The sequence below is a fragment of the Cytobacillus sp. IB215665 genome, assembly GCF_033963835.1.
Taxonomy (GTDB): Bacteria; Bacillota; Bacilli; order Bacillales; family SM2101; genus Nanhaiella.
The window spans coordinates 38,864-61,048 of the sequence record NZ_JAXBME010000023.1 but is presented as its reverse complement, the minus strand read 5'-3'; the positions used below and the strand labels follow the sequence as shown (position 1 = coordinate 61,048).

Genomic DNA, 22,185 nt, shown 5'->3' with positions numbered 1-22,185 from the left:
GCTCTTCAGCGCCGATGGTAGTTGGGGGTTTCCCCCTGTGAGAGTAGGACGTTGCCAGGCAATGCAAAAGTCAGAGGAAGATATAATCCTCTGACTTTTTTATATACAATTTTTTAGTTAATTTACTGTTGCCTTAATTATTATTGCATTCAGCTGTTGTTTGCGTATTAAACTGTTTTTATTAATAATAAAAACTAAACACGAATATAACTAACGTTCCGGGCATTTTCTCCTCTAAAGACTATAAAAACCAGTTCATATACATCAGTTACTCAAATGTAAGCAATAAATTTTGAGTAAAGCCGTTAGGCTTTTCTTGTTTTGATTTATTAAATAAATGGCAAGGATATACTTGTAGTATATGATGGGGCAGTTAATTTAGCTAATTCGAGTCGCTTGCGCTTTTTTCCAATTCACTATATAGTAAAAGTAAAGTCAAATATAGTCAAAGTCAATGAAAGGAGGGGTTGAGTGAGAAATATATCTGATGTTATTGAACAGTATTTGAAAAGCGTTCTAGAAATGAATGATCAAGATATTGTTGAAATAAAAAGAAATGAAGTAGCAGATAAATTTCAATGTGTACCTTCTCAAATTAATTATGTGATAAATACACGTTTTACAATGGAACGTGGTTATATTGTAGAAAGTAAACGCGGTGGCGGTGGTTATATACGAATAATGAAAGTGCAGTCTCATGATGATACCCACTTAATTGAACAACTGCTATCGTTAATTGGTCCAAGAATCTCTCAAACAATAGCTGAAAATATTATAGGTCGATTAATTGAAGAAGAGGTTATTACTGAACGTGAAGCAAAAATCATGTTGAGTACTGTTGATCGATCAATCTTATATATTAGCCTTCCAGATAGAGATGAACTACGATCTAGAATACTCATTGCGATGTTGACATCACTAAAATACAATTAATGGTATGAGTAATTCAGATGATATTAATAATCTAGAAAGGAGAGGTGAAGTCATTGATATGTCAAGAATGTAACAAGAGACCAGCAACGTTGCACTTTACAAAAATTATAAATGGAGAAAAAGCTGAAACCCACGTTTGTGAGCATTGTGCACAGGAAAAAGGAGAAATGTTTATGCTTGCAAATAATCAAGGTTATTCGATTAATAACTTAATAGCAGGACTACTCAATATGGAACCTTCCCTACAAGAAAAACAACGTAATTCATTTCATCAAAATGAGGTTATTCAATGTGAAAAATGTAAAATGACTTATACACAATTTTTAAACATTGGTAAATTTGGATGCTCTGAATGTTATAAGACGTTTAAAAATCATTTAACTCCTATACTCAAAAGATTTCACAGTGGAAACACTATTCATTCTGGAAAAATCCCGACAAGGATAGGTGGAAATATACATTTACGTAAACAAATTGAACAATATAAACAAACACTTCAGGAGTATATAGTCAGTGAGGAGTTTGAAAAAGCAGCAGAAGTTCGTGATAAGGTTAGGGCTTTAGAACGAAGTCTAAGTCAGATAGACATGGGGGAGGGATAACTATGTCACTTCAGCGGTTTCTACAAAAAGCAATAAGCTCTTGGATGAGTGAGGATGGTCCTGAATCAGATATCGTACTTTCTAGTAGAATTAGACTTGCGCGAAATATAGAAAATATATGGTTTCCTACTGTCATAACAAATGAAGAAGCGCAGAAGATCATTCAATTATTTAAAAAGGTATGCGAAGAAAAAGCGCCAGAATCTTTTGGGAAGCTAGAATTATTAGCTATGAATGAAATGCAGCCTATTGAAAAAAGAGTACTTGTTGAAAAGCATCTAGTTAGCCCTCAATTAGCCGAGGATGCGCCTTTTGGAGCTAGTATTTTATCAGAAAATGAAGAAGTTAGTATTATGATAAATGAAGAGGATCATATACGAATTCAATGTTTATTTCCTGGGTTTCAACTTAGTGCAGCTTTGAAAAAAGCTAATGAGTTAGATGATTGGATTGAAACACATGTAGACTATGCGTTTGATGAACAGAAAGGGTATTTGACTAGCTGTCCAACGAATGTTGGTACTGGATTAAGGGCATCGGTCATGATGCATTTACCTGCACTTATATTAACCCAACAAATGAGCAGAATTATTCCAGCAATAAATCAACTTGGTCTAGTTGTTAGAGGAATATATGGTGAAGGTAGCGAAGCATTAGGTAATATATTTCAAATATCAAACCAAGTAACTCTTGGTAAATCTGAAACTGATATTGTGAATGACCTAGAAAGTGTGGTGCAACAACTCATTGCTCAAGAACGCTCTGCACGAGAAGCATTAGTAAAAACATCTGGTATTCAACTAGAAGACAGGGTATACCGCTCATATGGTACATTAGCACACAGTCGCGTCATTGAGACAAATGAAGCTGCTAAATGTTTGTCTGACATTCGCTTAGGCATTGATATCGGATATATAAAAGATATATCCAGCAATATTTTAAATGAATTAATGATTGTAACACAGCCTGGCTTTCTTCAGCAATATGCAGGTGGTCCATTAAGGTCACATGAGCGTGATATTCGTAGAGCAACATTGATTAGGGAAAGAATAAGCTTGGAAAAAAGCAATCAAAAAGAGTTTGGAGGTCGAGAGTTATGATGTTTGGAAGATTTACTGAGCGTGCACAAAAAGTTTTGGCATTAGCACAGGAAGAGGCAGTTCGTTTAGGTCATAATAACATAGGAACGGAGCATATTTTATTAGGTCTTATTCGCGAGGGTGAAGGAATTGCAGCTAAGGCGTTAGTTGCTCTTGGATTGGAATCTAATAAGATTCAAGAAGAAGTTGAAAAGTTAATCGGTAGAGGTCAAGAAACAACTCAAACGATTCATTACACACCTCGTGCCAAAAAAGTTATTGAATTATCAATGGATGAGGCGAGAAAGCTAGGACATTCATATGTAGGAACGGAACATATTTTACTCGGGCTCATCAGAGAGGGTGAAGGTGTTGCTGCTCGAGTTTTAAATAACTTAGGAGTAAGCTTAAATAAAGCACGTCAACAAGTGCTTCAGTTGTTAGGGAGTAATGAAACTTCATCAGGCCATCAAGGAGGGGCGGCTACCAATGCTAATACACCTACATTAGATAGTCTCGCACGAGATTTAACAGCCATTGCACGAGAAGGAAGCTTAGATCCTGTCATTGGTAGAAGTAAAGAAATTCAGCGTGTAATTGAAGTTTTAAGTAGACGCACAAAGAACAACCCAGTCCTTATAGGAGAACCTGGAGTTGGTAAGACAGCAATTGCTGAAGGGTTAGCTCAACAAATTGTAAATAATGAAATACCAGAAATCCTACGCGATAAACGTGTAATGACTTTAGACATGGGCACAGTGGTGGCAGGAACTAAATATCGCGGTGAATTTGAAGATAGACTAAAAAAGGTAATGGATGAAATTCGCCAAGCAGGAAATATCATATTATTTATTGATGAACTTCATACATTAATTGGAGCAGGTGGAGCTGAAGGAGCAATTGATGCTTCAAATATTCTAAAACCATCATTAGCTAGAGGGGAGCTACAATGTATTGGAGCTACAACTTTAGATGAATATAGAAAATATATAGAAAAAGATGCTGCGTTAGAAAGACGTTTTCAGCCGATACAAGTAGATGAACCAACGAATGAGGAATCAATTCAAATCTTGAAAGGTTTACGTGATCGGTATGAAGCACACCATCGTGTGTCAATCAGTGATGACTCAATCATTGAGGCGGTAAAATTATCAGATCGCTACATTTCGGATCGCTTTTTACCTGACAAAGCGATTGATTTAATAGATGAAGCAGGATCAAAAGTTCGGTTGCGGTCTTATACGACACCACCAAATTTAAAAGAGCTTGAACAAAAATTAGATGAAATAAGAAAAGAGAAGGATGCAGCAGTACAAAGTCAAGAGTTTGAGAAAGCAGCCTCTCTACGGGATACTGAGCAACGCTTAAGAGAGCAATTAGAGGAAACAAAGAAAAGCTGGAAGCAGAAACAAGGTCAAGAAAACTGTGAAGTAACAGTAGAGGACATTGCTAAAGTTGTTGCTAGCTGGACAGGAATTCCAGTATCAAAACTTGCTCAAACTGAAACAGATAAATTGTTAAAATTAGAAGAAATCCTGCACTCGAGAGTAATTGGTCAAGAAGAAGCTGTGAAAGCAGTTGCCAAAGCTGTACGTCGAGCGCGTGCTGGATTGAAAGATCCGAAAAGACCTATTGGCTCATTTGTTTTTTTAGGCCCTACCGGTGTTGGTAAAACTGAACTAGCAAGAGCATTAGCAGAATCAATGTTTGGTGAAGAAGATGCAATGATCCGAATTGATATGTCTGAGTATATGGAGAAGCATTCGACGTCAAGGCTCGTAGGGTCACCGCCAGGTTATGTCGGTCATGATGAGGGTGGACAATTAACAGAAAAAGTTCGTCGTAAACCATACTCAGTTATTCTTCTAGATGAAGTTGAAAAAGCACATCCTGAAGTTTTTAATATTTTGCTTCAAGTGCTAGAAGACGGCAGATTAACTGATTCAAAAGGCCGTACAGTAGATTTTCGGAACACAGTGTTAATTATGACATCAAATGTTGGTGCAGATGCGCTAAGACGAAATAAATTTGTTGGATTTAATGTACAGGATGAAAACCAAAATTATAAAGATATGAAGGGGAAAGTGATGGATGAGCTGAAAAAAGCATTTCGTCCTGAGTTTTTAAATCGTATCGATGAAATTATTGTTTTCCATTCATTAGAGAAAAAGCATCTTAAAGAAATCGTGACATTAATGACAGAACAATTAACAAAAAGATTAGTGGAGCAAGAAATTGCCCTGGAAATTACAGACGCAGCAAAGGAAAAGCTAGCAGAAGAGGGAAATGACCTAGAGTATGGAGCACGTCCTTTGCGCAGAGCGATTCAAAAGCATGTTGAAGATTTGCTTTCTGAAGAATTGCTCAAAGGAACGATTGCAAAAGGTCAGAAAGTAATGCTAGATGTTGTTGAGAAAGAGTTTACTATTCGCTTAGTAGAAGAAATCGGTGAATTAAACCACTTATAAAATACGATAAGTAAGAAAAGAGGTATACGTCAGCATGTAAAGTCGTATACCTTTTCTTCTTTAGATCTACTTATATTGTCATAAAATATAATACACATAGGTATTTTAAATAGAGGAGCTTAACATAATGGCGAAAAGAAAAACAAAGTTTAGTTGTCAAACTTGTGGATATGAATCAGCAAAATGGATGGGAAAGTGTCCTGGGTGTAATGCATGGAATACAATGGTAGAAGAAATTGAACAGACTAAATCTGCTCGGAAGGGATCGTTTTATGTAGCACCTACTTCTACTAGTACAAAACCTACAGCTATAACCAAAATAGAAACAACGAACGAACCAAGAATGTATACAGATTTTGTGGAATTTAATCGGGTATTAGGTGGAGGTATTGTTAAAGGATCGCTTGTATTAATAGGTGGAGATCCTGGTATTGGAAAATCAACATTGTTATTGCAAGTATCATCAAAATTAGCACATTCTGAACATAAAGTATTATATATATCTGGAGAAGAATCGATAAAACAAACGAAGCTTCGTGCAGATCGACTAGAGGTTCACGGAGAGAATGTATTCGTGTTAGCTGAAACTGATTTACAGTATATATCAAAAGCAATTGAAGAGATGGAGCCATCATTTGTTGTTATTGATTCAATACAAACTATTTTTCACCCTGAGGTTACATCAGCTCCTGGCAGTGTCTCACAAGTAAGAGAATGTACCGCTGAGCTAATGAAAATTGCAAAAACGAAAGGCATCGCCACTTTTATTGTTGGTCATGTTACGAAAGAAGGCTCAATTGCTGGACCACGGTTACTTGAACATATGGTGGATACAGTTCTTTATTTTGAAGGTGAACGTCATCATACGTATAGGATATTAAGAGCAGTAAAAAACCGCTTTGGATCAACAAATGAAATAGGAATTTTTGAAATGAAGGAAATAGGTCTAACTGAAGTTCAAAACCCTTCGGAAATTTTTCTTGAGGAGCGTTCAAAAGGAGCAGCTGGATCTACAGTTGTAGCCTCTATGGAAGGAACAAGGCCCGTTCTCGTTGAAATACAAGCACTCATTTCACCAACAAGTTTTGGTAATCCACGAAGAATGGCAACTGGAATCGATCATAATAGAGTATCACTACTTATGGCTGTACTAGAAAAAAGAGTTGGGCTATTACTGCAAAATCAAGATGCATACTTAAAGGTTGCTGGAGGAGTCAAGTTAGATGAACCTGCAATTGATTTAGCTGTAGCCGTCAGTATCGCTTCAAGCTTTCGAGACCAACTATCAAATCCTACAGATGTAGTTATCGGAGAAGTTGGCTTAACTGGGGAAGTACGACGCGTTTCTAGAATTGAACAGAGAGTTCAGGAAGCTGTGAAACTTGGCTTTAAGAGGGTTATTTTGCCTGAGAAAAACTTAGGAGGATGGACTGTTCCAGCTGGAATTGTGGTAATTGGAGTATCATCTGTTAATGAGACCTTACAACATGCATTGGGAGGGTAGATAGTTAATGGAGAGAGTGCATAGCGAACAAATATTAGCAGACATATTAAAGCTAATTGCCCCTGGAACCCCTATACGGGAAGGGTTAGATAACGTATTACGTGCAAAAACCGGTGGATTAATCGTTGTTGGCTACAACGATAAAATGAAAAAATTGGTTGATGGTGGGTTTCAAATAAATTGTCAGTTCTCACCATCATATTTATATGAATTAGCTAAAATGGATGGTGCAATTATCTTAAATGAATTAGGGACGAAAATCTTAATATCCAATGCACAATTAGTTCCGGATTCTTGTATTGTTGTATCTGAAACGGGAATGAGGCACCGTACTGCAGAGAGATTTGCGAAACAAACTGGCAGCTTAGTCATTGCTATCTCACAACGCCGTAATGTTATTACGTTATATAAAGCTGACTTTCGCTATGTATTAAAAGATATTGGTGTCATTTTGACGAAAGCAAATCAAGCTATGCAAACACTTGAGAAATATCACGCTGTTTTGAATCAAAGTATGACCAATTTAGGTGCATTGGAATTTGAAGAACAAGTAACTTTTTCAGAAGTTTTACAAGTTCTACATCGTATTGAAATGGTGTTAAGAATTAAAAATGAGATCATCAGCTATGTCACTGAGTTAGGTTCTGAAGGAAGGTTAATACGACTACAAATGAACGAGTTAGTTGCCCATATTGAAGAGGAGGCAATTTTACTTATTAAGGATTATGCATGTGAAGCTAAGGAAGATATTGATGCAATGTTACTTAAAATACAAAAGCTTTCGAGCTCGGAGCTTCTTGATGATTATCTACTTTTAAAATTACTTGGGTATCCTCAAAATACAAATATAGATAAAGGTGTGATACCTCGAGGTTATCGAGCCTTATATAAAATACCACGTTTGCCATCAGTTGTTATAGAAAATTTAATAGAAACCTTCAAAAATATGAATCAAATTGTGAAAGCAAGTGTAGAACAATTAGATGAAGTAGAGGGGATTGGAGAAGTTCGAGCACGAAAAATTAAAGAAGGACTTAAAAGAATACAGCAGCAATTATTAATCGATCGTCAAATATAGTAGTCATTTGCAATCATCGCATAAAGGATGATATGCTAAGTGAAAGATGTCTTTATTTTACAAATATATTTCATCGCGGTTACAAATAGAAAAAATAATAGTAATAGTACGTTTCAATTATTGCAAACTGTTTATAATGTATAGAAGGAGGTGAAAGAATGTTAAAAAGAATTGTACAATTATTTTTTCTCATTATCGGTGGGATATTAGGTATATTTTATATTCCATATGTATTACCTTTAATGAATATTGATAACATTGCATTGTTAAGAGAACATTACATGCTAGCCATATTAGGTGCACTTATTTTCTTTCTTGTTACATTTTGGTTAGTAGATTATATAGTAAATTTGATACGTTGGTTAGAGGAGACTGTTGTCAAGGCTCCAGCAACTGATGTAGTCTTTGGGAGTCTAGGGTTAATCTTTGGCCTTATTGTTGCTTTTTTTATTAATATCCCAATACAAAAATTCCAATTTTTATTATTCAATACCATTATACCTATATTTTTGACTCTGTTATTAGGTTATTTGGGCTTTCAAATAGGTTTTAAAAAGCGAGACGACCTTATTAACTTATTTTCAATATCTAACCGTAAAGGAACAAAAAAAGGCAATGAAGAAGATTTTGAGCTGTATGATAAAAAATTAAAAATATTGGATACAAGTGTTATTATCGATGGTCGTGTAGCGGATATATGTCAAACAGGCTTTTTAGAAGGAACGATCGTCATACCCCAATTTGTCCTAGAAGAACTTCAGCATATCGCGGATTCAGCGGATGTGTTAAAGCGTAATAGGGGTAGAAGAGGGCTTGATATTTTAAATCGCATACAAAAGGAATTATCAAATAACGTTGAGATATATGAAGGTGATTTTGAAGATATACAGGAGGTTGATAGCAAGCTCGTAAAGCTAGCTAAAATTACTTCCGGAGTGGTAGTTACAAATGATTTTAACTTAAACAAAGTTTGTGAATTACAAAATGTAGCTGTGTTAAATATTAATGATTTGGCAAATGCCGTGAAGCCAGTAGTTCTTCCAGGAGAAGAGATGAATGTCCAAGTAATTAAAGATGGGAAAGAACAAAATCAAGGCATTGCGTATCTTGATGACGGAACGATGATTGTTGTTGAAGATGGAAGAGATTATATAGGTAAAAATCTTGATGTGTTAGTTACGAGTGTACTACAGACTTCTGCTGGGAGAATGATTTTTGCTAAGCCGAAGTTGTTAGAAAGAGCATTATAAGATATAATACTAAGTTTATAAATGATAAGGTTAGTGGTGAAGTGAACAAGTCCCTTAACCCTTATCATGCCTATACAAATGTTAGGAGAGCAGCATGATGTTATATAAGGTAGTCATTCCTGCAGCAGGACAGGGGAAAAGAATGAATGTAGGTATGAATAAACTGTTTATGTCATTACAGTCAACGCCAATCATAGCACGTACTTTAAAAGTTTTTGAAAATGATCCCCATTGTGTAGGGATTGTCCTAGTTATTAATTCACTAGATGAGAAATATATGAGGGAAATTGTTGAAGAGAACAACTTTTCGAAAATAGAAAAAATCGTGTATGGTGGAGCTGAGCGGCAACATAGTGTACATCTGGGCTTAAAAGCAGTACATAATGTTGATATTGTGCTCATTCACGATGGTGCTAGACCTTTTATTAAAATCGAGCATATTCATTCTTTAGTTAATACGGCATACAATGACGGGGCGGCTGTTCTTGCAGTACCTGTTAAAGATACTGTGAAGCGTGTTCTGGATTTGAAAGTGGAGGAAACATTTGAACGATCTAGCTTGTGGGCAGTGCAAACGCCACAAGCTTTTCGTATATCATTATTGGAAGAAGCGCATGAGCAAGCTATTAAAGATAAATATATTGGTACCGACGATGCCAGTTTAGTAGAACGACTAAATAAACAAGTAATTATCGTCGAAGGTGATTATCAAAATATCAAAATTACTACACCAGAAGATATCAAATTTGCACATGCAATTTTGGGTGAGTAGTTTAAATTATAAGCGAGTTAACATAGAGAGATAAAGTAACGGGAGTGAAGAGTTATGATTCGTATTGGGCAAGGTTTTGATGTTCATCAATTTGTTGATGATAGACCTCTAATATTAGGGGGAATTGAAATTCCCCACGTAAAAGGTTTGTTAGGACATTCAGATGCGGATGTATTATTACATACAATTGCAGATGCCAGTTTAGGAGCCATTGCTGCAGGGGATATTGGCAAACATTTTCCTGATACAGACCCGCAATATAAAAATGCTGATTCATCACTACTACTTCAACACGTGTGGAAGCTAGTAAAGAATGAAGGCTATGAATTGGGTAATGTGGATTGTACGATTATTGCTCAACAACCAAAAATGGCCCCATATATTGACCAAATGAGAGGGAGAATTGCTGAACTTCTAGAGGCTACTATTGACCAAGTAAATGTAAAAGCTACAACTACTGAAAAGCTTGGGTTTACAGGAAGAGAAGAAGGAATAGCTGCCCAAGTAGTTATTTTACTAAAAAAAATGTAGCAACATAGACATGCTTTGTATACAATCATGTTTGGTGATAAAATAACGATAATACTTTGCTATGTACAATTATGGGGGTAACAATTATGGTAAAAGATATAAGGGTTCGTTATGCGCCGAGTCCAACAGGACATTTACACATAGGGAATGCGCGTACGGCATTGTTTAATTATTTATTTGCTCGAAATAATGATGGCAAATTTATTATTCGAATTGAAGATACGGATAAAAAGCGTAACATTGTAGGTGGAGAAGAAAGCCAATTAAAATATTTATCTTGGCTAGGTATTAATTGGGATGAAAGTGTTGATGTAGGTGGGAATTATGGGCCTTATCGTCAATCGGAAAGAAATGATATTTATCAGCAGTATTATAAAGAACTATTAGAGAAAGATTTAGCATATAAATGTTATTGTACTGAGGAAGAACTAGAAAAAGAGCGCGAAGAGCAATCTTTAAATGGAGGCATGCCTCAATATTCAGGGAAATGCCGTCATTTAACGGATGAGCAACGCAAATCTTTAGAAGCCGAAGGTCGAAAACCTAGCATTCGTTTTAGAGTACCATCAGAAAAGACATACCGTTTTCAAGACATGGTAAAGGGTGAAGTGACTTTTGAATCACAAGATATTGGTGATTATGTCATTGTTAAGAAGGATGGTACCCCAACGTATAACTTTGCAGTAGCAGTTGATGATTATCTTATGAAAATTTCACATGTTTTACGTGGTGATGATCATATTTCTAATACACCAAAGCAAATGATGATTTATGAAGCTTTTGGATGGGAGTATCCTACATTTGGCCATATGACTTTAATTGTAAATGAGAGCCGGAAAAAGCTTAGTAAGCGCGACGAAGCGATTATTCAATTTATCGAGCAGTATGAAGAATTAGGTTATTTGCCAGAGGCTTTATTTAACTTTATTGCACTTCTAGGTTGGTCACCAGGTGGTGAAGATGAAGTATTTACAAAGGAACAATTGATTGATATTTTTGATGCTAAGCGCTTATCAAAATCACCTGCTCTATTTGATAAACAAAAATTGACATGGATGAACAATCAGTATATAAAACATCTAAATGCCGATGAAATCGTAAACTTATCCTTACCTCATTTAATTAAAGCTGGGCTCATACAGGAAAACGTGGATGAAGAAAATAGAGAGTGGGTTCGAAATTTAATTTTATTACATCAAGAAAAAATGAGTTACGGGGCAGAAATTATTGGCTTAACAAAATTGTTTTTTAAAACAGATATTGAGTATGATGAGGAAGCAAAAGTAGTTCTATCAGAAGAGCAAGTTAATGAGGTACTTACTGGGTTTCTGTCAGAGATTGAACAGCTTGAATCATTTAAAGCAGAGCATATTAAAGCAGCAATGAAATCTGTTCAAAAATCTACAGGCAACAAAGGTAAAAAGCTCTTTATGCCGATTCGTGTTGCGACAACAGGTCAAACACATGGCCCGGACTTACCAATGGCAATTGAGTTACTCGGTAAGGAAAAAATTAAAGAGCGGATAAAAAGCCTAATTAGTTAACTTTTTTTGAACTTTGTAATATAGTAAAGATATATCAATCGACGTTTAAATGTAGATTATAATATATATTTTGGGAAACAAGCTTTAACAAAATGAATGATACGTAATTACGTTGACGAGGAAAAGTAAATGAGCGGATAAAGATATTTAAGAGAGAACCATCATCGGCTGAAAGTGGTTCATATCTCCGTTTTTTGAAATGCACCTCTGAGTATTCTAGGTGAACTAATCTTTGATTAACTAGCTTAGGACGGATTCTCTTCCGTTAGAAGGGTTGAGTTGGGGTTGGCTTACATGTTTGAGCTACCTAAACAGGGTGGAACCGCGTGAAAACGTCTCTGTGCATAGGCATAGAGGCGTTTTTTCGTATATAGAAATGTACACGAATACAACTTGTGTTCATCGTATCTTTTCTTTTTTTTATAGTTTTTCGTAAATAACTAAACAAGAATATTACTAAAATTTGGTGCATCCTTTCTTCTATAAAACGATGACTTTTACGTAAAATGATATCTTTATCTTTTAGTATAGGTACAATAGCAACAAAGTTTACGAAAAGAGTTTTGTTAGAAATTCAACACCTTTATTGATGAGTTATGGAAAATATGGCCCTTACAGTCATTTCAACGTAAAACCATTTGATAGTATAGCATTCTATACATGCTAATTGTCTTGTTTTAACCTATGTTAGGGATGATTGAGGCTCTTGCACTTTTCTTGTCTTTTGAACAAATAATAAGAATGGAGGGGAACACCGTGTTTAAAATGTTTAAAGAAGATATTGAGGTGGTTTTTGAGCAAGATCCAGCTGCAAGAAGCTATATTGAGGTGATCCTTACTTATTCTGGGTTACATGCTATTTGGTCACATAGGATAGCTCACGGATTATTTAAGCGAAAACTGTTTTTTCTTGCTAGACTCATATCACAAATAAGCAGATTTTTTACTGGAATTGAAATTCATCCTGGTGCTCAAATCGGAAGGCGCTTATTTATTGATCATGGCATGGGTGTTGTCATAGGTGAGACGTGTGAAATTGGAGATAATGTTACGATTTATCAAGGTGTTACATTAGGAGGAACTGGTAAGGAAAAGGGTAAGAGACATCCGACTATTAAGGATAATGCACTTATCGCGGCAGGAGCAAAAGTACTAGGATCAATTACTATTGGAGAGAATTCAAAGATTGGGGGAGGCTCTGTTGTCTTACATGACGTTCCTGACAATTCTACAGCTGTTGGTATACCTGGAAGGATAGTTATAAAAAATGGTGTGCGTGTTAAAAAAGACTTTAATCATCGAGACTTACCAGACCCGATAGCTGATCGTATAAGAGAAATTGAATTAGAAATGAATGAATTACGAAATGAACTAGCAGAAATGAAAGAGAGGAAAACAGAACATGCCAATTCAAATTTATAATACACTTACTAGAGCAAAGGAATTATTCATTCCTATTGAGGAAAATAAGGTTACAATGTATAAGTGTGGACCAACAGTATATAACTATATCCATATTGGAAATGCACGACCTGATATTATATATGACACAGTTCGCAGATATTTTGAATATCGCGGGTATGATGTGAAATATATTTCCAACTTTACTGATGTTGATGACAAGATTATAAAAGCTGCTAACGAGTTAGGTGAGGACGTACCTACTGTCTCTGAGAGGTTTATTCAAGCATATTTCGAAGACGTTTCCGCGTTAGGGTGCAAAAAAGCGGATGCTCATCCACGAGTCACAGAAACGATGGACATTATTATTGACTTTATTCAAGCATTGATTAACAAAGGTTATGCCTATGAATCAGGTGGAGATGTTTATTATAAAACACGCGAATTTGATGGGTACGGAAAATTATCTCATCAATCAATTGACGAATTGCGAGTAGGTGCTCGAATTGAAGTTGATGAGAAGAAAAACGATTCAATAGATTTTGTTCTTTGGAAAGCAGCAAAGGAAGGAGAGATTTCCTGGGAAAGCCCATGGGGCTTAGGTAGACCTGGTTGGCATATCGAATGCTCTGCAATGGTACGGGAATATTTAGGAGATACAATAGATATTCATGCAGGAGGGCAAGACTTAATTTTCCCACATCATGAGAATGAGATAGCACAATCAGAAGCTTTAACAGGAAAAAAGCTTGCTAACTATTGGATGCATAATGGGTATATCAATATAGATAACGAAAAGATGTCGAAATCATTAGGGAACTTTGTTTTGGTTCATGACATTATTAAAGAGCATGACCCACAAGTGTTGCGCTTTTTTATGCTATCTGTACATTACCGTAATCCAATAAATTATAATATTGAATTACTTCAGAGTGCTAAAAGTAGCCTAGAGAGATTACGTACAGCTTATACGAATTTAAAACATCGGATGAATAGCAGTGCTAATTTAACTACAAATGATGATGAATGGATTCAAAATATTAGTCAATACAAAGTGAAATTTATTGAAGAGATGGATGATGATTTTAATACTGCGAATGCAATTACAGTATTATTTGACCTTTCTAAGACAGCAAATCTTTATTTAATGGAAAAAAACACTTCCAATCAAGTTATTCAACGATTTATATTGCTCTTTGAAGAAACCTTTAACGTGCTTGGACTCACATTAGAAAATAATGAGCTACTTGATGATGAAATAGAAGAACTGATTCAACAAAGAATAGATGCTAGAAAGAATAGGGACTTTGCATTATCTGATCAAATTCGAGATGAGTTAAAAGAGCGAAATATTATACTTGAAGACACTGCTCAAGGTACAAGATGGAGAAGAGGGTAAAGAAAATGTTACATTCACCTAATATTATTGATGTGAAACAGTTAAACAGTCTAGCTTTAGCATATATGGGTGATGCTGTATATGAAAGTCATGTGCGGCATCATCTATTACTAAAAGGTAATATTAGACCTAATCAATTACACAATATTGCTAAAGCATATGTGTCAGCGAAAGCGCAAGCAAATGTTATTCACTTCTTTCTCCAAAATGATATGCTTAGTATTGAAGAGCAAACAATTGTAAAGAGAGGGCGTAATGCAAAATCAGGTACCATTCCAAAAAATACAGATGTACAAACTTATCGATATAGCACAGCGTTTGAAGCTTTATTAGGATATCATTATTTAATGGGAAATGAAGATAGGTTTGAGGAGCTTGTAAGTGAATCTTTTCAATTTATTGAGAAACAAAAGAAAGGAGGTAAATGATGAATCAGGAATATATTATTGGCAAAAATCCTGTGTTAGAAGCGTTAAAATCAAAGCGGGAAATTAATAAGATTTGGATTGCTGAAGGATCACAAAGAGGGCAAATGCAACAGGTTGCTCAGCTTGCAAAGGATAAGCAAGTACCGATTTCATTTGTCCCAAAGAAAAAGATAGATCAAATGAACGATGGCAATCATCAAGGTGTTATTGCTCAAGTGGCTGCATACGAATACGCAAGCCTAGATGATCTATATCGTAAAGCAGAGGAAAAAGGAGAAATGCCCTTTTTTATCTTACTGGATGAAATTGAGGATCCACATAACCTGGGTTCTATCATGCGAACTGCAGATGCAGTTGGTGCTCATGGCATTATTATTCCGAAGAGAAGAGCGGTAGGATTAACTGCAACTGTTGCTAAAGCTTCAACCGGAGCGATAGAGTATATTCCAGTAGCCAAGGTGACAAATTTGTCTCGCACGATAGAAGAGCTCAAAGAAAATGGCATATGGATTATTGGTACAGATGCAAATGGTCAAGATGACTACAGGAGCATTGACGGAAATATGCCTTTAGGCCTTGTCATTGGTAGTGAAGGAAAAGGGATCGGAAGACTTATAAAAGAAAAATGTGATTTTCTCATTAATCTTCCTATGCGTGGGAAGGTAACATCTTTAAATGCATCGGTTGCTGCTGGCTTACTAATGTATGAGGTTTACCGTAAACGAATCCCGTTAGGGGACTAGCCTTTATGGATATCCTGATTGTTGATGGATACAACATTATAGGGGCATGGCCAAACTTAAGGCCTTTAAGGGATAAAGATTTTAACTCAGCTCGTGATAACTTAATCAATCAGATGGCTGAATATCAAGCTTATACTGGCTATAGAGTAATCATTGTTTTTGATGCTCATCTCGTTAAAGGCATTGAAAAGAAATTAAAAAACCACAAAGTAGAGATCATATTCACACGTGAGAATGAAACTGCAGATGAACGTATAGAGAAGCTCGTGAAAGAACTTAATAATATTCAAACGCAAGTTCATGTTGCAACATCAGATTATATGGAACAATGGACGATTTTTGGACAGGGCGCATTGAGGAAATCCGCACGAGAACTATACAATGAAATGACCGCAATTAAACAGCGAATTGAGAAGAAGGTCAAAGTAACACAACAAAAAAAGCCAAAGTCTAAAATACATCTTAGTGAAGAAGTTGCAGAAATTTTCGAAAAATGGAGACGTGGACAACGATGAGTAGTTGACGTTGAAAAAAATCGTGCTGTATAATATTTCTATATAACGGTCGGAGGGATCTGTGTGGTTTCGAACTTCAAAGGGAAGACAAGGGGAATATATGAGCAGTATGAGGATGAACATATTGTAGAATTAGTTCACAGTGGCAATAGTGAAGCGCTTGATTATTTGATCAATAAGTATAAAAACTTTGTCCGTGCAAAAGCGAGATCGTATTTCTTAATTGGAGCAGATCGAGAAGATATTGTTCAAGAGGGTATGATAGGCTTATATAAAGCAATACGTGATTTTAAAGAGGACAAGCTTACATCATTTAAGGCTTTTGCGGAATTATGTATAACGAGACAAATTATTACTGCTATTAAAACTGCTACTAGACAAAAACACATTCCGTTAAATTCCTATGTATCACTGGACAAGCCTATTTATGACGAGGAATCGGATCGAACACTAATGGATGTAATTTCTGGTACGAAGGTAATGAATCCAGAAGAACTCATTATAAATCAAGAAGAATATGATGATATTGAAGTGAAAATGTCAGAGTTATTAAGTGATTTAGAAAGAAAGGTATTAGTTCTTTATTTAGATGGCAGGTCTTATCAGGAAATTTCCGAAGATCTAAATCGTCATGTGAAATCTATTGATAATGCACTACAAAGAGTAAAAAGAAAGCTGGAGCGTTACTTAGAGCTGAGAGAGATAAGTTTGTAGCTTTCCTCCATTTCTTAACAGTTGTTGACATAGAAAAGAATGGTATGATAATCTTTTAAGGACATGTATGTCTATGGTAGGTGTTATCATGAGTAAAAAAATAGTCCTTGCATGCAGTGAGTGTGGAAGTCGAAACTATATAACTATGAAAACTGATGCAAAAACAGAGAAAAGACTTGAAATAAATAAGTTTTGTAAAACTTGTAATACACATACAACCCATCAAGAAGCAAAATAATTTTTAACAACCTAGATTATATAAAAACCGGCGCTGGAGGTTACGTATATGAAACGTTTAACAACATTTTTGCGTGATGTTGTACGTGAAATGAAGAAAGTAAGTTGGCCTAAACGAAAGGAATTGACTCGCTATACTATTACAGTACTATCAACTGTAGTATTTTTTGTGTTGTTTTTTGCTTTAACAGACCAAATTATTTCTTTTTTAATTGAATTAGTAGTTGAATAACAATTGCATTGTCATGGTATAATGATTGATAAAGTTAGTAGATGAAAAGCCCGGTAACGGGTTTTTTGATTTGGGAAGAAATGTATTTCGAGTAGGCGCTTTAGTAAGAAGACGAAGATAATCAAGGTATATAACCTGCTGATGAATGTTTTACGTCTGAATGTGCCTTTATGAAAATTGACGAAATGTTAATGGTCTCTTTAGGTGTAGGGAATTTAACCATCTCCTCGAGGTCACTATACCTTTTTACTAGAAGGCAAAAAAACGCCTTCAAGTGAGGTGACTCCAGTGCTTGTGTGGGATGAATGAGACGTTTGGACTTTGCTGAATGACTTGCTTCAGCAGCCATCGGCTCGAGGTTATAAGCCAATCCGTCATTAAGGATAAAAAGCAACCTTATTGATGGTTCGCCATATGTTTGTCACCGGTGAGTGTGCTGTTTGCGCTTTCAGTCTATTTTATTGTTGGGGAGGGAAGGACATAATAAGTCCTATCGAATGGAAAAGAATTGGTATGTTGTTCATACGTATTCAGGCTATGAAAACAAGGTAAAAGCAAATTTAGAAAAACGTGTTGAATCAATGGGAATGCAAGATAAAATATTTAGAGTTGTAGTTCCTGAAGAAGAAGAAACAGATGTGAAGAACGGAAAAAAGAAAGTCGTTAAGAAAAAGGTATTCCCAGGATATGTGCTAGTAGAAATCATAATGACAGATGACTCTTGGTATGTTGTAAGAAACACACCTGGAGTAACAGGTTTTGTCGGATCGTCAGGTTCTGGATCAAAACCAACTCCGTTGTTGCCAGATGAAATTACCCATGTGTTAAAAAGAATGGGTATGGAAGAAAAAGTTGTTGAGGTTGATTTTGAACTTAGTGAAACGGTAAAAGTGAAGGATGGTCCTTTTGCTAACTTTACAGGTAAAATTGAAGAGCTTGACGTTGATAAGAGTAAAGTTAAAGTTCTTGTAAATATGTTTGGGCGTGAAACGCCAGTTGAGCTAGACTTTGACCAAATAGAAAAAATATAACCAATTAAACTTGAAATGACACAAAAAAAGTGGTAATATTTCAAAGTCAGTATGTCTCAAAAAGTATGGGGCTAGATGATAATATATCTTTATTATAGTGAGTGTTCAAAAAGGATGAAGAAGTACAAGGAGGCTATGCTCCTAATTTCATGTACATATGCATCGTACATGAGAAGTGGTAATGCAAGTCGACTGAAGTCTCTTGACGGTTCCTTCTCTCAGACGATTTGGACATCCTCGAATAGATAATAAAGGTTTACGATGAGTGGGAGGGAATACCCTATTACCACATCACGGACTTTAAGGAGGTGTGTCTCGTGGCTAAAAAAGCAATAAAAGTTGTTAAGTTACAAATTCCTGCTGGTAAAGCAAATCCGGCACCACCGGTTGGACCAGCCTTAGGGCAAGCAGGTGTAAATATCATGGGATTCTGTAAGGAATTTAACGCTCGTACAGCTGATCAAGCTGGTTTAATTATACCGGTTGAAATTACAGTTTTTGAAGACCGTTCATTTACTTTTATTACGAAAACTCCACCTGCAGCAGTATTACTTAAAAAAGCTGCTGGAATCGAGTCTGGTTCAGGTGAACCAAACCGTAATAAAGTAGCGACTGTAAAACGTGACAAAGTACGCGAAATTGCTGAAACAAAAATGCCTGATTTAAATGCAGCAAACGTTGAATCAGCAATGCGAATGGTTGAAGGTACAGCCCGCAGTATGGGGATTGTTATTGAAGATTAATCGCGTGCATATATAGGTGTTGGGAGGTTGCGGCTATGAGTGCATTCTCATTCGCAACCTTTATTCGTGGGAGGTTGTTCCGTTAAAACCACAAATAAGGAGGAAATACAATGGCTAAAAGAGGTAAAAAGTACGTAGAGGCTGCTAAATTAGTAGACCGTACAAAAGCTTACCCAGTTGGAGAAGCGATTGAACTAGTTAAAAAAACAAACACAACAAAATTTGATGCAACGGTTGAAGTTGCTTTTCGTTTAGGAGTAGACCCTAAGAAAGCAGACCAACAAATCCGTGGTGCTGTCGTACTACCACATGGTACTGGTAAAGTACAACGTGTGTTAGTTTTTGCTAAAGGTGAAAAAGCGAAAGAAGCAGAAGCAGCGGGTGCTGATTTTGTTGGTGATAGCGACTACATTAATAAAATCAATCAAGGTTGGTTTGATTTTGATGTGATTGTTGCAACACCAGATATGATGGGTGAAGTAGGTAAATTAGGTCGAGTATTAGGACCTAAAGGTTTAATGCCTAACCCTAAAACAGGTACTGTAACATTTGATGTTGCGAAAGCTATTAATGAAATTAAAGCTGGTAAAGTAGAGTACCGTGTAGATAAGCAAGGTAACATTCATGTGCCAATTGGTAAAGTTTCCTTTGAAGAAGGAAAACTAGAAGAAAACTTTACTACAATTTTTGACACGATGGTAAAAGTGAAACCTGCAGCAGCGAAAGGTACGTACATGAAAAATGTATCAGTAACTTCAACGATGGGACCTGGAATTAAAATTGACCCTTCAACAGTAACTGGTGCAAACTAATTAATAAATAATTTGACAAACAGGTTATGATTCTATATAATCAGTCTTGTTGTTTAAATAGAATATGATTTATACCGTAGACAGTAGGTGCTCGCAATGAGCTTAATTTCCCACCGAGGTGTTTTGTAAATATACAGTGTAGTAACAGAATGTTAATTATTGTATATCAAACCTCCTTGTCTTATAGATATGGAGGTTTTTTGCTGAAAGAGAAAGATAAATTTCGGCATACACCAAGCGGTATAAGTAACCAGAGAAAAATCATAGGAGGTGTAGGGATGAGTAACGCAGTTGAACAAAAACAGCAGATCGTAACGGAAATTGCTGATAAACTTCGTGGTAGTAAATCAACGGTAGTAGTAGACTATCGTGGTTTAACTGTTGCAGAAGTAACAGAACTTCGTAAGCAACTTCGTGAAGCAGGTGTTGAATTTAAAGTATATAAAAATACTTTAACACGTCGTGCAACAGAAGAAGCTGGTTTAGAGGGGTTGAACGAACATTTAACTGGACCAAATGCAATTGCTTTTGGTGTTGAAGATGTAGTAGCTCCTGCGAAAATTCTTAACAACTTTGCGAAGGACCATGAAGCACTTGAGATTAAAGCGGGTGTTATTGAAGGTAATATCGCATCAGTAGAAGACGTTAAAGCTCTTGCAGAACTTCCATCACGCGAAGGATTATTATCTATGTTGCTTAGCGTTCTTCAAGCACCTATTCGAAATCTTGCTCTTGCAACAAAAGCTGTTGCAGATCAAAAAGAAGAACAAGGCGCATAATTTAAGTAAACAAATAGTATTCGTATAAAAAATTACAACTTTTCAAGGAGGAAATTATAATGACTAAAGAACAAATCATTGAAGCAGTTAAGGAAATGACTGTTTTAGAATTAAACGACTTAGTAAAAGCTATTGAAGAAGAATTTGGTGTAACTGCTGCTGCTCCTGTAGCTGTAGTAGGTGGAGCTGCTGGTGGAGACGCTGCTGCTGAAAAAACTGAATTTGATGTAGAACTAACAAGTGCTGGTTCACAAAAAATTAAAGTTATCAAAGCTGTTCGTGAAATCACTGGTCTTGGCCTAAAAGAAGCTAAAGAATTAGTTGATAACACTCCAAAAACACTTAAAGAAGGCGTTTCTAAAGACGAAGCTGAAGAACTTAAAGCGAAGCTTGAAGAAGTTGGAGCTGGCGTAGAAGTTAAGTAATTTTGTTGAATAATAAAAAAGCTCGCTAATAATATTAGCGAGCTTTTTTTAAGACTCATATTGTTAAAAATGCTGTTGTTGTTTTCACATACATTTGAGTAACTGATGTCTTTAGAGATAAAATATTCCAATAACGTTAGTTATATTAGTTTTTAGCTCTTTTGAAGAAAAGCCAGCAATCATTTGAAACCTTAAGATAAGATGCTGCGAATGGTTAATTTCTAAGGGTGTGAAACAACAATTCATGCGAAAGAAGTTAATGCAAAATCTTAAGAAGGACAGGGGGTCGTTTTTTGGGGGATCATTATTTTACAGATAAGCCTAAAGTGAATAGCAATCCGCAAACTTGGAGTTATGAACTAAAGGGCTTTATGTTTTCTTTTATTACAGATAATGGTGTATTCTCGAAAAGTGAAGTTGACTTCGGTTCTAAATTATTAATACAACATTTTGAGCCTTCTAAAGCAGGTGGTTCTATACTTGATATTGGCTGTGGTTACGGGCCGATTGGTCTTTCGATTGCAAAAGCATTCCACAAACAACAGGTGGAAATGGTTGATGTTAATGAACGAGCACTTGAGTTAGCTCAGAAAAATAAGCAATTGAATGGTGTTACAAATGTAACTATTTATAAAAGTGATTTGTTTGAGGGTGTAAGTCAACGGTGTTTTTCTGCGATATTATCAAATCCACCTATTCGAGCAGGGAAAAAAGTAGTTCATACGATATTAGAAAAAAGTATCGATTATTTAGATGATGGTGGAGAACTATGGGTTGTTATTCAGAAAAAGCAAGGAGCTCCCTCAGCAGTTGAAAAGCTTAAAGCAATCTTCAGTGAAGTAGAGATTGTTATTAAGAAAAAAGGCTATTATATCATAAAAGCAAAAAAAAGTTGACGGTTATTTTTTGTTGTGTTAACATTATAAAATGCCAAATATGTATTTTTTCTAATATAATTGAAAAAA

At 35.8% G+C, this 22,185-nt stretch carries 24 protein-coding genes and 2 other annotated features; all 24 genes read left to right on the top strand.

Annotated features, from left to right (window positions below):
* Positions 1 to 471: 471 nt before the first annotated feature.
* The 24 genes from SLH52_RS20755 to SLH52_RS20640 all read left to right on the top strand — a co-directional run bounded on the left by SLH52_RS20755 (position 472) and on the right by SLH52_RS20640 (position 22,116).
* Positions 472 to 933 carry a CtsR family transcriptional regulator gene (locus SLH52_RS20755; protein WP_320211116.1) on the top strand — a complete coding sequence of 154 codons (462 nt, stop codon included), beginning with the start codon at positions 472 to 474 and terminating at the stop codon, positions 931 to 933.
* Between the two features lie 53 nt (positions 934 to 986).
* Complete coding sequence (locus tag SLH52_RS20750) at positions 987 to 1,535, top strand: UvrB/UvrC motif-containing protein (RefSeq protein WP_320211115.1); 549 nt, start codon at positions 987 to 989, stop codon at positions 1,533 to 1,535.
* 2 nt (positions 1,536 to 1,537) lie between these two features.
* The gene (locus SLH52_RS20745) at positions 1,538 to 2,635 is read left to right on the top strand and encodes a protein arginine kinase (protein ID WP_320211114.1); all 1,098 of its coding nucleotides are present in this window, start codon (positions 1,538 to 1,540) and stop codon (positions 2,633 to 2,635) included.
* Positions 2,632 to 5,082: an ATP-dependent protease ATP-binding subunit ClpC gene (gene clpC, locus SLH52_RS20740; protein ID WP_320211113.1), complete on the top strand. Its 2,451-nt coding sequence runs from the start codon at positions 2,632 to 2,634 to the stop codon at positions 5,080 to 5,082. The genes SLH52_RS20745 and clpC overlap by 4 nt, the downstream gene beginning before the upstream one ends.
* Positions 5,083 to 5,209: 127 nt before the next feature.
* Entirely contained in the window at positions 5,210 to 6,586 is a 1,377-nt protein-coding gene (gene radA, locus SLH52_RS20735; protein ID WP_320211112.1) for a DNA repair protein RadA, read from the top strand.
* Between the two features lie 7 nt (positions 6,587 to 6,593).
* A complete protein-coding gene (disA, locus tag SLH52_RS20730) occupies positions 6,594 to 7,664 on the top strand; it encodes a DNA integrity scanning diadenylate cyclase DisA (protein ID WP_320211111.1) in 1,071 nt (356 codons plus the stop codon).
* A gap of 158 nt (positions 7,665 to 7,822) precedes the next feature.
* A complete protein-coding gene (locus SLH52_RS20725) occupies positions 7,823 to 8,914 on the top strand; it encodes a PIN/TRAM domain-containing protein (protein WP_320211110.1) in 1,092 nt (363 codons plus the stop codon).
* Between the two features lie 97 nt (positions 8,915 to 9,011).
* Positions 9,012 to 9,686 carry a 2-C-methyl-D-erythritol 4-phosphate cytidylyltransferase gene (gene ispD / locus SLH52_RS20720; protein WP_320211117.1) on the top strand — a complete coding sequence of 225 codons (675 nt, stop codon included), beginning with the start codon at positions 9,012 to 9,014 and terminating at the stop codon, positions 9,684 to 9,686.
* A 54-nt stretch (positions 9,687 to 9,740) separates the two neighbouring features.
* Entirely contained in the window at positions 9,741 to 10,217 is a 477-nt protein-coding gene (ispF, locus tag SLH52_RS20715) for a 2-C-methyl-D-erythritol 2,4-cyclodiphosphate synthase (RefSeq protein WP_320211109.1), read from the top strand.
* An 86-nt stretch (positions 10,218 to 10,303) separates the two neighbouring features.
* Positions 10,304 to 11,761 (top strand): glutamate--tRNA ligase, encoded by a 1,458-nt coding sequence (gltX, locus tag SLH52_RS20710; protein ID WP_320211108.1) that lies wholly within the window; start codon positions 10,304 to 10,306, stop codon positions 11,759 to 11,761.
* A 103-nt stretch (positions 11,762 to 11,864) separates the two neighbouring features.
* Positions 11,865 to 12,104, top strand: a binding site (T-box leader).
* A gap of 413 nt (positions 12,105 to 12,517) precedes the next feature.
* A complete protein-coding gene (gene epsC / locus SLH52_RS20705) occupies positions 12,518 to 13,183 on the top strand; it encodes a serine O-acetyltransferase EpsC (RefSeq protein WP_413785570.1) in 666 nt (221 codons plus the stop codon).
* Positions 13,164 to 14,561, top strand: a complete 1,398-nt coding sequence (cysS, locus tag SLH52_RS20700) for a cysteine--tRNA ligase (protein WP_320211106.1) — start codon at positions 13,164 to 13,166, stop codon at positions 14,559 to 14,561. Before epsC ends, cysS begins: the two co-directional genes overlap by 20 nt.
* A gap of 5 nt (positions 14,562 to 14,566) precedes the next feature.
* The gene (locus SLH52_RS20695; RefSeq protein WP_320211105.1) at positions 14,567 to 14,989 is read left to right on the top strand and encodes a Mini-ribonuclease 3; all 423 of its coding nucleotides are present in this window, start codon (positions 14,567 to 14,569) and stop codon (positions 14,987 to 14,989) included.
* Complete coding sequence (gene rlmB / locus SLH52_RS20690; protein WP_320211104.1) at positions 14,989 to 15,732, top strand: 23S rRNA (guanosine(2251)-2'-O)-methyltransferase RlmB; 744 nt, start codon at positions 14,989 to 14,991, stop codon at positions 15,730 to 15,732. The genes SLH52_RS20695 and rlmB overlap by 1 nt, the downstream gene beginning before the upstream one ends.
* Before the next feature lie 5 nt (positions 15,733 to 15,737).
* Positions 15,738 to 16,247, top strand: coding sequence for an NYN domain-containing protein (locus SLH52_RS20685; RefSeq protein ID WP_320211103.1), 510 nt, complete (start codon positions 15,738 to 15,740; stop codon positions 16,245 to 16,247).
* Between the two features lie 57 nt (positions 16,248 to 16,304).
* Positions 16,305 to 16,961, top strand: a complete 657-nt coding sequence (gene sigH, locus SLH52_RS20680) for an RNA polymerase sporulation sigma factor SigH (protein ID WP_413785571.1) — start codon at positions 16,305 to 16,307, stop codon at positions 16,959 to 16,961.
* Between the two features lie 88 nt (positions 16,962 to 17,049).
* Positions 17,050 to 17,199, top strand: coding sequence for a 50S ribosomal protein L33 (rpmG, locus tag SLH52_RS20675; protein WP_214483870.1), 150 nt, complete (start codon positions 17,050 to 17,052; stop codon positions 17,197 to 17,199).
* A 48-nt stretch (positions 17,200 to 17,247) separates the two neighbouring features.
* The gene (gene secE / locus SLH52_RS20670; protein ID WP_320211101.1) at positions 17,248 to 17,430 is read left to right on the top strand and encodes a preprotein translocase subunit SecE; all 183 of its coding nucleotides are present in this window, start codon (positions 17,248 to 17,250) and stop codon (positions 17,428 to 17,430) included.
* A 497-nt stretch (positions 17,431 to 17,927) separates the two neighbouring features.
* Entirely contained in the window at positions 17,928 to 18,461 is a 534-nt protein-coding gene (gene nusG, locus SLH52_RS20665) for a transcription termination/antitermination protein NusG (RefSeq protein ID WP_214483868.1), read from the top strand.
* 317 nt (positions 18,462 to 18,778) lie between these two features.
* The gene (gene rplK / locus SLH52_RS20660) at positions 18,779 to 19,204 is read left to right on the top strand and encodes a 50S ribosomal protein L11 (protein WP_214483867.1); all 426 of its coding nucleotides are present in this window, start codon (positions 18,779 to 18,781) and stop codon (positions 19,202 to 19,204) included.
* 110 nt (positions 19,205 to 19,314) lie between these two features.
* On the top strand, positions 19,315 to 20,016 hold the full coding sequence (rplA, locus tag SLH52_RS20655; protein ID WP_320211100.1) for a 50S ribosomal protein L1: 702 nt from the start codon (positions 19,315 to 19,317) through the stop codon (positions 20,014 to 20,016).
* 56 nt (positions 20,017 to 20,072) lie between these two features.
* Positions 20,073 to 20,227, top strand: a sequence feature (ribosomal protein L10 leader region).
* Between the two features lie 67 nt (positions 20,228 to 20,294).
* Entirely contained in the window at positions 20,295 to 20,795 is a 501-nt protein-coding gene (gene rplJ / locus SLH52_RS20650) for a 50S ribosomal protein L10 (RefSeq protein ID WP_214483865.1), read from the top strand.
* A gap of 59 nt (positions 20,796 to 20,854) precedes the next feature.
* Positions 20,855 to 21,220 (top strand): 50S ribosomal protein L7/L12, encoded by a 366-nt coding sequence (gene rplL / locus SLH52_RS20645; RefSeq protein WP_214483864.1) that lies wholly within the window; start codon positions 20,855 to 20,857, stop codon positions 21,218 to 21,220.
* A 293-nt stretch (positions 21,221 to 21,513) separates the two neighbouring features.
* Positions 21,514 to 22,116, top strand: a complete 603-nt coding sequence (locus tag SLH52_RS20640; protein WP_320211099.1) for a class I SAM-dependent methyltransferase — start codon at positions 21,514 to 21,516, stop codon at positions 22,114 to 22,116.
* Positions 22,117 to 22,185: the final 69 nt, after the last annotated feature.